This is a genomic window from Streptomyces cyanogenus, assembly GCF_017526105.1.
Classification (GTDB): Bacteria; Actinomycetota; Actinomycetes; order Streptomycetales; family Streptomycetaceae; genus Streptomyces; species Streptomyces cyanogenus.
In genome coordinates this window covers 7,718,993-7,733,747 of record NZ_CP071839.1, presented here as the reverse complement: position 1 = coordinate 7,733,747, position 14,755 = coordinate 7,718,993, and the positions used below count along the sequence as shown (strand labels likewise).

The following is a 14,755-nucleotide window of genomic DNA, read 5'->3' as shown; positions in this document are numbered from 1 at the left end:
CCAGCGTGACCGCGGGACCCTCCAGGCCGAGCAGGTACGCCAGGCGGCCGGACAGGACGCTGCCCAGTGAGCCGGTGACCATGTGGCCCTCGGAGCTGTCCGCGGTGCGCGACACCGACGCCGTGTAGTCCTGGTAGCTGGCTCCGATGAACGTGCCGGTGAGGCTGCCGTGCAGACCGTGCGGGTCGAGACCGGCCCGTTCGAAGGCCTCCCACGCCGTCTCCAGCAGCAGCCGCTGCTGCGGGTCCATGGCCAGCGCCTCACGCGGTGAGATGCCGAAGAAGTCCGCGTCGAACTCCGCGGCGTCCCTCAGGAAGCCGCCCTGCACCGAGTAGGTCTTGCCGGCGCGGTCGGGGTCCGGGTCGTACAGCTCGTCCGCGGGCCAGCCGCGGTCCGCGGGGAAGCCGCTGATCGCGTCGACGCCCTCGGTGACCAGGCGCCACAGGTCTTCGGGCGAGTCGGCCCCGCCCGGGTAGCGGCAGCTCATGCCGATGATGGCGATGGGCTCGTCCGGCGCGGCCGCGGCGGCGGCGCTCGTGGCCGCGGGCGTGTCGCCGGCGATCTCCGCCAGCAGGAACTCGGTCAGCGCGACCGGGTTCGGGTAGTCGAAGACGATGGTGCTGGGCAGCGTGAGGCCGGTGGCGTCTGCGATCCGGGTCCGCAGGTCGATCGCGGTCACGGAGTCGAAGCCGGCGTCGCGGAACGCCCGCTGCTCGCCGAGCGCGTCGCCGGAGGTGTGGCCGAGCACGGTGGCGGCCTGGCCCCGCACCAGGTCCAGCAGCGTGCGCTCCCGCTCAGCGGCGGGCAGCGCCCGCAGCGTCGCGGCGAAACCGCCTCTGGCACCACCGGTCACGGTGTTCTGCTCCCGGACCTCGGTAAGTGCCTTGACCTCGGGGATCTCGTCGAACAGCGTCGTCGGCCGGGTCGAGGTGAACACCTCGTGGTAGCGGTCCCAGTCGATGTCGGCGATCGCGAGTGCGGTGTCGTCCCCCTCGAGGGCGTTGCGCAGGGCCGTCAGCGCGAGCGGCGGCTCCATGAACACGAGGCCGCTGCGCACGATCTGTTCCGGGTCGACCCGGCCGAGCTTCATGTCGTCCGCCCAGATGCCCCACGACAGGGCGATCGCAGGCAGCCCGCGGGCACGGCGGCGCGCGGCCAGCGCGTGCAGGTACGCGTTGCCCGCGACGTATGCGGCGTGCGCGCCGGAGGCCCACATGCCCGCGGTGGACGAGTAGAGCACGAAGTTGTCCAGCTCGTCCTCGGCGAGCAGCTCGTCCAGGATGCCGGCACCGGTCACCTTCGCGTCCAGCACCCGCTCGAACTCGTCGAGGGTGGTGTCGGCGATGGTGCACAGCTCGATCACGGCGGCCGTGTGCACCACGGTCCGCAGCGGCGGCCCGTCCGCACGCAGCCGGTCCAGCAGTGCGGCTACGGCGTCGCGGTCGGTGATGTCGCAGGCCACGACCTCGGCGGCGGCACCGCGCTCGGTCAGCTCCGCGACCAGCTCGGCCGCGCCCGGGGCGGCCGGGCCGCGGCGGCTGGTGAGCACGATCCGCTCCGCGCCCCGGCCGGCGAGCCAGCGGGCCAGATGCGGGGCCAGGGTGCCGGTACCGCCGGTGATCAGGACGGTGCCGCGGGCGGTCCAGTCCGAGCCGTCGGCGGTCTTCGGCGCACGTACGATCCGCCGCGCCAGTGTGCCGGCGGCACGCACAGCGAGCTGGTCCTCGCCCGGCGTGCCGGACAGCACGGCGGCGAGCCGGCCCGCCGCGCGCGTGTCCAGTTCGACCGGCAGGTCCACCGTGCCGCCGATCCGCCGCGGGTGCTCGAGCGCGGCGGTCCAGCCGACGCCGAGCACCTGTGCCTGACCGGGGTTGAGCAGCTCGTCGGCGCGGCCCGTCGACACGGCTGCACGGGTGAGGAACCACAGCGGGGCGTCGATTCCGGCGTCGCCGAGGGCCTGCACGACCGCCACGGTCAGCGCGAGACCCTCGTTCGTCGCGGAACGGCCCGCGAGCGGGCGCTCGGCACCCGCCACCAGCGACACCACACCCGTGACTGCGTCGATGCCGTCGAGGCGTGCGGCGAGCACGGCCCGGTCGGCACAGGCGGCGTCGAGGACCAGCCGCTCCGGCGTCGCACCGTGCGCGCTCAGCGCGGAGAGCACGTCCTCGTCGGCGACGCCGTCGGCGGTGACCACGAGCCAGCGTCCGGTCAACGCGGCGGTGCCCGTGCTGACCGGCGTCCACGCCACGCGGTAGCGCCAGGCGTCCACGAGGGTCTCGTCGCGGCGGCGGCCACGCCATGCCGACAGGCCGGGCAGCACGGCCGCGAGGGCCTCCTCGTCCACGGCGAGGTCGGTGGTGAGCGAGGCCAGGTCGCCGGTCTCGACGGCCCGCCAGAAGTCCGCCTCGACCGGGTCCGTACCGCCGGACACCACGGGGGACGGCACCGGGATCCACAGGTGTTCGTGCTGGAACGCGTAGGTGGGCAGGTCGGTCCGGCGACCGCCCTGGTACAGGGCGGCCCAGTCCACGTCGACGCCGCGGACGAACGCCTCGGCGAAGGACGTGAGGACGCGGTCCAGGCCGCCCCTTTCGCGGCGGAGTGTGCCGGTCACCACGGCTCGCACGCCGGCCGCGTCGACCGCCTCGGCGATGCCCATCCGCAGCACCGGGTGCGCGCTGCACTCGATGAACGCGCGGTGGCCCTCGCCGAGCAGGGTGGTGACGGCCGGACCGAAGTGCACGGTGCCGCGCAGGTTGCGGTACCAGTAGTCGGCGTCCATGACCGTGGTGTCGAGCCACTCGCTCGTCACGGTGGAGTAGAACGGGACCTCGGCGGTCCGCGGCATGATCGGGGCGAGGAGTTCGAGCAGCTCGTCCCGGATGTCCTCGACCTGGGCGGAGTGCGAGGCGTAGTCCACGGCGATCTTCCGCACCCGGACTCCGTCCGCGGCCAGGGCGTCGAACAGCGCGTCCAGCGCGGCGGGAGCGCCGGCCACGACCACGGAACCCGGCCCGTTGACGGCCGCGATCTGCACCGTACCGTCAGAAGGCAGCAGCGGCTCGACGCGGTCCGCGGGCAGCGGCACGGACATCATGCCGCCCCTGCCCGCCAGCCGCCGTGCGATGGCCTGACTGCGCAGGGCGACCACGCGGGCACCGTCCCCGAGGGACAGCGCACCAGCGACCACGGACGCGGCGATCTCGCCCTGGGAGTGTCCGACCACGGCGTCCGGGTGCACGCCCTGCGACCGCCACAGCGCCGCCAGCGCCACCATCACCGCGAACGACGCGGGCTGTACGACGTCGACGCGCTCCAGGCCCGGCGCACCCTCCACCTGGCGCAGCACGTCCAGCAGGGACCAGTCCGTGAACTCCGACAGCGCGGCGGCGCACGCGTGGATGTGCTCCGCGAACACGGGCGACTCGTCGAGCAGCCGCGCTCCCATGCCGGCCCACTGTGAGCCCTGGCCCGGGAACACGAACACGGTCCGGCCCTCGACGTCCGCCACGCCCTCGACCACCTCGGTCGTGGCCCCGCCGCGGGCGTAGCCGTCCAGGGCGGCGCGGTCGAGGACCACGGCCCGGTGCTCGAACAGCGACCGCGAGGTCACCAACGAGTAGCCGACATCGACCGGGTCCGCGTTCCAGCCGACCAGGCGGGCGGCCTGGTCACGCAGCGCGGGGGCGGACCGCGCCGACAGCACGAGCGGCAGCACCGCCGGAGCCGGCACGGGCGCACGCTCGTCCGGTGCCGGCACGGCCGGCGATTCCTCCAGCACGAGGTGGACGTTGGTGCCGCTGATGCCGAACGACGACACGGCGGCGCGGCGCACCCGCTCCCCCGGCTCCCACGGCCGGGCCTCGTGCAGCAGCTGCACGGTGCCCGCGCTCCAGTCGATGTGCGAGGACGGTGTCCCGGCGTGCAGCGTGGGCGGCAGCACGCGGTTTCGCAGGGCCAGCACCATCTTCATGACGCCGGCGACGCCCGCGGCGGACTGCGTGTGGCCGATGTTGGACTTCACGGAGCCGAGCAGCAGCGGCCACTGAGGGTCCCGGTCCACGCCGTAGGTGGCCTGCAGCGCCTGGGCCTCGATCGGGTCGCCCAGCGCGGTGCCGGTGCCGTGCGCCTCCACGGCGTCCACGTCGGACGGCGCCAGCCGAGCGTTGGCCAGGGCCTGCCTGATGACCCGCTGCTGCGCGGGCCCGTTCGGCGCGCTCAGACCGTTGGACGCACCGTCCTGGTTGACGGCGGAGCCGCGGATCACCGCGAGCACCGGGTGGCCGTTGGCCTGCGCGTCGGACAGCTTCTCCAGGAGCAGCATGCCGACGCCCTCGCCGAGCGCCATGCCGTCAGCGCCCTCCGCGAACGCCTTGGACCGGCCGTCGAGGGCGAGCGCCCGCTGCCGGCTGAACGCCGTGAACGGCCCGGGGTTCGGCATGACCGTCGCGCCGCCGGCGAGCGCCAGCGTGGTCTCGCCGTTGCGCAGCGACTGCGCGGCGAGGTGGATCGCCACCAGCGACGACGAGCAGGCGGTGTCCACCGTGACCGCCGGACCCTCCAGCCCGAACACGTAGGCGAGGCGGCCGGACAGCACGCTGGGGATGGTGCTGGTGACGACGTGCGCCTCGAGGTCCTCGACGTGCTGGGCGCCGTACTCCTGGAAGCTGGAGCCGACGAACGTGCCGGTCGTGGTGGAGCGCAGTGCTGCCGGGTCGATGCCGGCCCGCTCCAGTGCCTCCCACGAGGTTTCCAGCAGCAGGCGCTGCTGCGGGTCCATGGACAGGGCCTCGCGCGGCGAGATGCCGAAGAACGCCGGGTCGAAGTCGCCGGCGTCGTGCAGGAAGCCACCCCGCGTGGTGTAGGTGGTGTGCGGCTTGTCCGGGTCGGCGTCGTACAGCGCGGTCGCGTCCCAGCCGCGGTCCACGGGCCATTCACTGCTGGCGTCGACGCCGTCCTCGATGAGGGCCCAGAACTCCTCGGGCGTGGCGGCGCCGCCCGGGAACCGGCATGCCATGCCGACGATCGCGATGGGCTCGTCGGGGGCGCCGGCCGCGGCGGTCACCCGCGCGGCGGCGCTGTCGGCGTCGAGCAGTTCCCCGGCCAGGAAGCGCGCCAGCGCCGACGGCGTCGGATAGTCGAACACCATGGTGCTGGGCAGGGCACGTCCGGTGATACCGCTGAGGCGCTTGCGCAGTTCGACGGCGGTCAGCGAGTCGAACCCGCCGTCGCGGAAGGCCCGTTGCTCCGGCACGCCGTCCACGGAGCCGTGGCCGAGCACGCCGGCCGCCTCGGTGCGGATCAGGTCGACGAGCTGCCGTTCCCGCTCCTCGGCGGGTAATGCGGCCAGGCGGGTGGCGAACTCCGTGCGGCTGTTCGGTTCATCGGCCTGCGCCGCCGCCTCCGGCAGCGCCGCGAGCAGCGGGCTCGGACGGGAGGCGGTGAAGACCGGCGCGTAGCGCGTCCAGTCCACGTCGGCGACGGTGACGGTGGTGTCGCCGCGCACGACGGCGTCGCGGAGTTCGGCGATGCCGGCGGCCGGCGCGATGAACCGCAGGCCCTGCCGCAGCAGGCTCGCGGTCATGGCGTCGTCGGTCGCCATGCCGGTCTCGGCCCACGGTCCCCACGCCACGGACGTGGCGCTGAGGCCGCGTGCGGCACGCGTCTCGGCGATGGCGTCCAGGCAGGCGTTGGCAGCGCTGTAGGACGCCTGGCCGCCGCTGCCGATCGTGCCGGCGACGGAGCCGAACAGCACGAAGAAGTCCACGTCCCCGACCAGGGCGTCGAGGTTGACGGCGCCGGCCACCTTCGCGGACAGCACGGAGTCGAACTCGGCGAGGGTGGTGTCCGCGAGCGCCTTCATGTCGCTGACACCCGCCGTGTGCACCACACCGGTCACCGGGTGCTCGGCGAGCACCGCGGCCAGCGCGGCCCGGTCGGCCACGTCGCAGGCGGTGATCTCGACGCGCGCGCCCAGGTGCTCCAGTTCGGCGCGGAGCTCGGCGGCGCCGGGCGCGTCCGGGCCGCGTCTGCTGGTCAGCACCAGGTCGGCGGCACCGGAACGGGCGAGCCAGCGCGCGACCTCGCTGCCGAGGCCACCGGTGCCCCCGGTGACGAGCACGGTCCCGCGAGCGGTGAACTCGCCGGCGGGCGAGGGAGCGGTGTACCGCACGAGACGTCGGCCGCTGCGTCCGGCCGGCCGGACCGCGACCTGGTCCTCGCCGTCGGTCCCGGCCAGGGTGGCGGCGAGGTGGGAGGCGGCTCGGTCGTTCCACGCCGCGGGAAGATCGATCAGGCCGCCCCAGCGGTCGGGATGCTCCAGCGCGACGCTGCGGCCGAGACCCCACACCGCGGCCTGCGACGGGCGGGGTGCCGGGTCGCCGGGGGCCGCCGACACCGCTCCGCGCGTGAGAACCCACAGCGGAGCGGTGATGCCGGCGTCGCCGAGCGCCTGTGCGAGCGTGACGGTCAGGGCCAGTCCGAGCGGGAACACCGCCGGTTCCTCCCCGGACGGCGACACCCACACCACCCCCGTGTGATCGCCGGTCGCGGCGAGCCGAGCGGCGAGCGCGGCACGGTCGGGTTCGGTCACCACCAGGGTGCGGACCTCGGCGCCGTGCGCCCGCAGCGCCTCGGCGAGATCGGGATGCTCGGTCGTGCCGATGAGCAGCCAGGCACCCGACAGGGTCGCCGCGTGCTCCGCCAAGGCGGCCCATTCGACGCGGTAGCGCCACGTGTCGCGCAGGGCACGCTCGTGACGGTCCCGGTGCCACGACGACAGCGCGGGCAGCAACGCGTCCAGCGAGCTGCGCTGGTCCTCGCCGAGGCCGAGGAGTTCGGCGAGCCCGGCGGCGTCGCCCTCGTCGACGGCCGCCCACAGCCGGTCGCCCGCCGGGTCGCCGGGCGGCCGCGTGCGGGCCTCGGGCCAGTAGAACTCACGGCAGAACGCATAGGTCGGCAGGTCGACGCGGCGTGCGCCGGTGCCGGCGAAGAAGGCGGCCCAGTCGACGGGCACGCCCCATGTGTCGAGCCGCGCCAGGGCGGTGACGGCGGCGCGCTCCTCGTCCCGCTCGCCCCGCAGCGTGGCGACGGCGGCGACATCGGCGGCGTTGTCCCCGACCATCGCGGAGAGGGTGCCGTCCGGCCCCAGTTCGACGAACGCGCGCACCCCACGGTCCACGAGGGTCCGTACGCCGTCGGCGAACCGCACGGCCTCCCGGACGTGCCTGACCCAGTACTCCGGCGTGGCCAGCTCGTCACCGGCGACAACGCCGGTCACGGTGGACACCAGCGGGATCCGCGCCTCGCCGAAGGACAGGCCCTCGACCACGGACCGGAACGCGTCCAGCATCGGATCCATCAGCGGCGAGTGGAACGCGTGCGAGACCCGCAGCGCCTTCGTACGGCAGCCCCGCTCGCGGAACACCGTCTCGATCCGGGCGAGCGCGTCGGTCCCACCGGCCACGACAACGGACTGCGGACCGTTGACCGCTGCGATGGACACGCCCTCGACCAGCTCGGCGGCGACATCGTCAGCACCGGCCTCGATGGCCGTCATGCCGCCGCCGGCCGGCAGTGCCTGCATGAGCCGGCCGCGCGCCGAGACCAACGCCGCAGCGTCGCTCAACGACAGGACGCCGGCGACGTGCGCCGCCGCGATCTCACCGACCGAGTGCCCGGCCAGGAAGTCGGGTCGCACGCCCCACGACTCGACCAGCCGGTACAGCGCCACCTCCAGCGCGAACAACGCCGGCTGCGCCCAGCCCGTCTCGCTCAGCGCCTCCGCGTCCTCACCCCACATCACCTCGCGAACGCCCTCGCCGAGCTCCGCTGTCACCGCGTCGAACGCCTCGGCGAAGACCGGGAACCTGGCGTACAGCTCACGGCCCATGCCCAGCCGCTGGGCACCCTGACCCGCGAACACGAAGGCCGTACGGCCGTGGAGCGTCTCCCCCTCCGACAGGGCCGGGTCGGGCCGGCCGGCTGCCAGCGCGGAAAGGGCCCGACGCAGTGTCCCGGCGTCCGGTGCGATCACCGCCGCCCGCTGTTCGAACCGCGAACGGGTGGTCGCCAGCGAGTGGGCCAGGTCCAGCGGATCGGCCGAGTCGACGTACGCCAGCAGCCGCTCCGCCTGCGCCCTCAGCGCGTCCCGGGTGCGCCCCGACACCAGCACCGGTACGACACCGGCTGTGGTCAACGGCTCCGGGACGGACTCCGCCACCGCGGGCGGGGCTTCCAGGACCGTGTGCACATTGGTGCCGCTGAAGCCGAACGACGACACCGCCGCACGCCTCGGCCGGCCGGAGGCCGGCCACGGGGTCTGGTCGGTGACCAGCTTCACCGCGCCGGCTGCCCAGTCCACCTGCGTCGACGGCGCGTCCACGTGCAGGGTGCGGGGCACGACACCATGCCGCATCGCCAGTACCATCTTGATGATCCCGGCGACACCCGCCGCCGCCTGCGTGTGACCGATGTTGGACTTCACCGAGCCCAGCAGCAAGGGCGCTTCCCGGTCACGGCCGTACGTGGCCAGCAACGCCTGTGCCTCGATGGGATCGCCCAACGCCGTGCCGGTGCCGTGCCCCTCGACGACGTCCACGTCGGAGGCCGACAGCCCGGCGTTCGCCAGCGCGGCCCGGATCACCCGCTGCTGGGACGGACCGTTCGGCGCGGTCAGGCCGTTCGACGCGCCGTCCTGGTTCACCGCGGAACCGCGGACCACGGCAAGGATCTCGTGCCCGTTGCGGCGGGCGTCGGACATGCGTTCCAGCACGATGACGCCGACGCCCTCGGACCAGGCGACGCCGTCGGCGGCGTCCGAGAAGGCCTTGCACCGGCCGTCGGCGGCGAGGCCTCGCTGCCGGGAGAACTCGAGGAACGACGTCGGGGTCGACATGACCGTCACGCCGCCGGCGAGGGCGAGGGAGCATTCCCCCGCACGCAGCGACTGCGCGGCCAGGTGCAACGCCACCAACGAGGACGAGCAGGCCGTGTCGACACTGACCGCCGGGCCCTCCAGGCCGAGCGTGTACGACACACGGCCGGAGGCCACGCTCGGGGACGTGCCGGTGCCCTGGTGGCCCTCGAACTCGCCGCCGCCGAGCGCGTGGACGTAGTCGCTGTACATGACGCCGGTGAACACACCCGTGCGGCTGCCGCGCAGCGCGGCGGGAGGGATCCCGGCCCGCTCGACGGCCTCCCAGGACGCCTCGAGGAGCAGGCGCTGCTGGGCATCGGTGGCGAGCGCCTCACGGGGGCTCATGCCGAAGAAGGCCGGATCGAACTCGCCCGCGTCGTGCAGGAAGCCGCCGGAACGCGTGTACGACGTGCCGATGTGGTCGGGATCCGGATCGAACAAGGTGTCCAGGTCCCAGCCGCGATTGGTCGGGAAGCCCGATATCGCGTCGGCGCCCTCGCTGACCAGCCGCCAGAGGTCCTCCGGTGAGGAGACGCCTCCCGGGTAGCGGCAGGACATGCCGACGATGACGATCGGGTCGTCGGTGACGGCCGTCGACCCGGTGACCGACTCGGCCGGCTCCTCGGCGCCGAGCAGTTCGTCCAGCACGTACGCGGACAGCGCGCCGACGGTCGGGCGGTCGAAGACGAGTGTGGCCGGCAGCCGCAGGCCGGTGGCTGCCGCGAGCCGACCGCGCAGTTCGACCGCCGTCAGGGAGTCGAAGCCGAGGTCGCCAAAGGTCCGGTCGGGGTCGATGCGATCGGTGCCCGTGTGGCCGAGCACGGAGGTTGCCTGGGCCCGCACCAGCTCCAGCACGGTGTCGGCACGCTCGACGGCGCTCAGCCGCGCGAGCCGCTGCGCAAGGCCGCTCGCGGCGACGCTCTCCGCGGTGGCCCGGCGGGCCCGGGGCCGGACCAGGGCGCGCAGCACGGGCGGCACCTCGTCGCGGGCGCGCAGCGCGGGCAGGTCGAGCCGTACCGGGACCGCCACGGCGTCGGGACCGGCAACCGCCGCGTCGAACAGCGCGAGACCGTCCTCGACGGACAGCGGCAACGTGCCGGCACGGGCCAGACGGCGCATGCCGGACGCGCCGAGGGAGCTGGTCATGCCCGTCTCCTGCGTCCATGGCCCCCATGCCAGCGACACTCCCGGCAGGCCCTCGGAGCGTCGCTGGGTGACCAGTGCGTCGAGGAAGGCGTTGCCGGCCGCGTAAGCCGTCTGCGCCGCCGCGCCCACCACACCGGCGACCGAGGAGAACACCACGAACGCCGATACGTCCCCGGCCAGTTCGTGCAGGTTCCAGGCCGCGTCGGCCTTCGGCCGCAGCACGGCGTCGATGCGGTCGGCCGTCAGCGAGGGCAGGACGCCGTCGTCGAGGACGCCTGCAGCGTGCACGACGCCCGTGACAGGCCCCTCGGCGGCGAACACGGCGGCCAGCGCGTCCCGGTCGGCCGCGTCGACGGCGGCGAACGTCACCTGCGCGCCCAGCCCGGCGATCCCGGCCGCCACCTCCGCAGCGCCCTCGGCGGCAGCACCGCGGCGGCCGGCCAGGACCAGCCGCCGCACACCGTGGTGTTCGGCGAGGTGCCGTGCCACCAGGGCGCCGAGACCACTCGTACCACCGGTGACCAGGACGGCACCGTCGCCCCAGTCCGCGGCACCGTGGTCGGCGGACCGCACACGGGCGAGGCGGGCGGCGAGCACCTCGCCGTCCCGCACCGCCGTCTGCGGCTCGCCGGTACCGAGGGCCGGCACCGAGACGCCGTCGATCGCACCGAACCGTCCGGGATTCTCCGCCTCGGCCGCCCTCGCGAAACCCCACACGGCCGCCTGAGCCGGGTCGACCGTGTCCTCCGGCCGCACGGCCACGCCGTTGTGCGTGAGGAACAGCAGACGGGAGCCACCGCAGCGCTCGTCCGCGAGCCAGTCCTGTGCGATGCCCGTGGCCCAGACGGCGTTCGCGTGCGCATCGGCCACCGGGTCACCCGTGCCCGTCGGCACCGGTGCCAGCACCACCGGCGGCACCACGCCGGGCAGGTCGGCGACACCGGCGGCGACCAGCACCTCCACTCCGGGCAGCATGGGGGCGCTCGGCCCGAGGACCGCAACGGTCTCGGGCGCCGTTCCACCGGACACCGGCGCCCAGTCCAGCCGGAAGAGCGCGTCCCTGCCTGGCTCGGCGGCCAGGCGTTCGTCCCCGAGACGCCGCAGCGCCAGGGACGCCACCGACAGCAGCGGCGCGCCGGCGGCGTCCGTCACCTCGATCGACACCGCGGAATCGCCGACCGGCACGAGCAGCACGCGGGCCGCGGTCGCACCCGTGGCGTGCAGGCGCACGCCCTCCCATGAGAACGGCAGCATGGCGCCGCCGTCGCCGAGACCGGTGAGGGCGACCGCGTGCAGGGCGGCGTCCAGCAGCGCCGGGTGCATGCCGAAGGACGGCGCCTCGGCCGCGACGCTCTCGGGCAGCTCGACCTCGGCGGCGACCGTGCCGTCCGGGCCGGCCCGCCAGGCCGCGGCGAGGCCACGGAACGCCGGTCCGTACTCCAGCCCCGCCTCGGCCGCGCGCTCGTAGAAGCCGTCGAGGCCGACCGCCTCCGCCCCGGCCGGCGGCCACACAGCGGCATCGAAGGAACCGGCCTGCTCACCGGGGGCCAGGACGCCGTCGGCATGACGGGTCCAGGGGCGGTCCTCGCCCGAGTCGGTGGCGTCGCCCGCGTCGGACCGCGCGTACACCGTGAGGGTGCGGTGGCCATGGGCGTCCGGGCTGCCGATCCACAGCTGTACCTGTACGCCGCCCTGGTCGGGCAGCACCAGCGGCGCGGCGAGCGTCAGCTCCTCGATCCGGCCGCAGCCGACCTCGTCTCCGGCTCGCACCGCGAGTTCGAGCAGCGCGGTGCCGGGGAGCACGGCCGTGCCGCGGACGGCGTGGTCGGCGAGCCATGCGTGCGACGCCACGGAGAGCCGGCCTGTGAGCAGCACGCCGTCCGAGTCCGCCAGGGACGCGGCAGCGGCGAGGAGGGGGTGGTTCGCCGAGCCGAGTCCGGCGGCGCGCATGTCTCCCGGCGAGGCGTGAGCGTCACGCGGCCAGTAGCGGCGGCGCTGGAAGGCGTACGTCGGCAGATCGACGCGGCGGGCGCCGGTGCCTGCGAAGTAGTCGGCCCAGCGCAGCGGGACACCGAGCGTGTGCAGACCCGCAGCCGCGGCCGCGAGGGCGGCGTCCTCGGGCTGCGCCCCGCGCAGCGTCGCGACCACGCCGGCGTCCGGGAAGTCCTCCCGCACCATCGCGGTGAGCACCCCGTCCGGGCCCAGCTCCAGGAAGGCGCCGACTCCGTGCTCGCGCAGCCAGCCGACACTGTCGTGGAACCTGACCGGACGGCGCACGTGGTCGGTCCAGTAGTCCGCGCTGGTCAGCTGCTCGACAGTGGCCTGCTCACCGGTCACCGTCGACACGACCGGCAGTAACGGCTCGCGGAACGTCAGATCCTCGGCGACCGCGCGGAATTCGTCCAGCATCGGGTTCATCAGCGGCGAGTGGAACGCGTGCGACACCCGCAGCCGCTTCGGCCTGTGCCCCCGCTCGACCAGTGCCGCCTCGATCTCGGCGACCGCGTCGGCCTCGCCCGCGACCACCACCGACCGCACGCCGTTCACGGCCGCGATCGACACGGTGCCGGCATGCCCGGAGACCAGCGGCGCGACCTCGGACTCGGACGCCCGCACGGACGTCATCACGCCGCCGGCGGGCAGCGCCTGCATCAGTCGCCCGCGTGCCGTCACGAGAGCCGCCGCCGCGGTCAGGTCGAGGACACCGGCCACGTGCGCGGCGGCCAGCTCGCCGATGGAGTGGCCGGCGAGGTAGTCCGGCTTGATGCCCCACGACTCCACCAGCCGGTAGAGCGCGACTTCGACGGCGAACAGCGCCGGCTGGGCGTATTCCGTGCGATTGAGCGTACGTGCCGTCCTGGCCCACATGACCTCGCGCAGCGGGCGGTCGAGGTGGGCGTCCAGCGCCGCGCACGCCTCGTCCAGTGCCGCGGCGAACACCGGGAAGCGGTCGTACAGTCCGCGGCCCATGCCGGCGCGCTGCGCGCCCTGGCCGGTGAACACCACGGCCAGTTTGGGTTTGCCGCGCGTGACACCCGAGACGAGCCCGGCCGGCGTCCCGCCGGCCGCCAGCGCCGCCAGCGCGGCCCGGGCCTGCTCGTGATCGGTCGCCACGACGGCGGCGCGGTGCTCGAACGCGGCGCGAGTGGTCGCGAGCGAGAAGGCGGTGTCGGCCAGGGTGCCGGAGTCGACCGCGGACAGCAGGCGCTCCGCCTGTTGCCCGAGAGCCTCACGGGTACGCGCGGACACCAGCAGCGGCACCGCGCCGGCCACGACGTCACCGACGGACGGCTCGTCCTCGTCGGACGCCTGGTCCTCGTCGGCAGGTGCCTGCTCGATGATGGCGTGCGCGTTGGTGCCGCTCAGCCCGAACGAGGAGACGGCGGCACGGCGCGGACGGTCCGCCTCCGCGGGCCACGGCGTGTTCTCGGTCGCGAGCGCCAGCGACCCGCCGGACCAGTCCACATGGGATGTCGGTGCGTCGACGTGCAGCGTCTTCGGCAGCATTCCGTGGCGCATCGCCAGTACCAGCTTGATGACGCCTGCCACACCGGCGGCGGCCTGCGTGTGGCTGATGTTGGACTTCACCGAGCCGAGCAGCAGCGGACGGTCGGCGGGGCGGTTGCGGCCGTAGGTGGCGAGCAGCGCCTCAGCCTCGACCGGATCGCCCAGCGTCGTGCCGGTGCCATGCGCCTCCACCACGTCGACCTGGTCGGCGGAGAGCCGCGCGTTGAGCAGCGCCTGCTCGATGACGCGGATCTGCGAGGGCCCGTTGGGGGCGGTCAGGCCGTTGGACGCGCCGTCCTGGTTGACGGCCGAGCCGCGTACCACGGCGAGGATCGTGTGCCCGCGTCGGCGTGCCTCGGACAGCTTCTCCAGCACGAGCACGCCGACCCCCTCGGCCCAGCCGGTGCCGGACGCGGACTCGGCGAAGGAACGGCAGTGCCCGTCGGCGGCGAGACCGCCCTGCTTGGAGAACTCGACGAAGGTGAGCGGGCTCGACATGACGGTGACGCCGCCGGCCAGCGCGAGGTCGCACTCCCCCGCCCGGAGCGACTGGGCCGCCAAATGCAGCGCGACCAGCGAGGAGGAGCACGCGGTGTCCACGGTGACGGCCGGGCCGACCAGTCCGAAGGAGTACGACAGACGGCCCGAGATCACGCTGGACGTGTTACCGGTCAGCCGGTACCCGTCGATGTCGTCGGCCGGACCGACCCGGTACTCCTGGGGCATGGCGCCCACGAACACGCCGGTCTGAGTGCCTTTCAGGCCCGTAGGGTCGATGCCCGCGCGCTCCAGCGCGTCCCACGTCGTCTCCAGCAGCACCCGCTGCTGGGGGTCCATGGACAGCGCCTCACGCGGTGAGATGCCGAAGAAGTCGGCGTCGAACGTGGTGGCGTCGTGCAGGAATCCACCCGACAGCGTCGAGGACGTGCCCAGCGCCTCCGGGTCCCAGCCCCGGTCGGCCGGGAAGTCGGTCACGCCGTGGCCACCCTGCTCCAGCATCGCCCACAGATCCTCGGGGCCGCGCACGTCACCGGGGTAACGGCAGCCCATGCCGACGATGGCAATGGGCTCGGCCGCCGCCTCCTCCAGTTCCTGCACCTTCTGCCGGGTGCGCCGAAGGTCGACGGTGGCACGCTTCAGGTAGTCCCGAAGGCGCTGCTCGTTGCCCATCGCACGATCCAT

General features: G+C 74.2%; 1 protein-coding gene (only partly in view). It reads right to left on the bottom strand.

The window, feature by feature from the left end:
* A protein-coding gene (locus tag S1361_RS34405) for a type I polyketide synthase (RefSeq protein WP_243769404.1) crosses the window boundary here: on the bottom strand, positions 1-14,755 show its 5' portion. Its footprint begins 12,932 nt before the window's first position; only the first 14,755 of its 27,687 coding nucleotides appear in the window; the start codon lies at positions 14,753-14,755; the stop codon falls past the left edge of the window.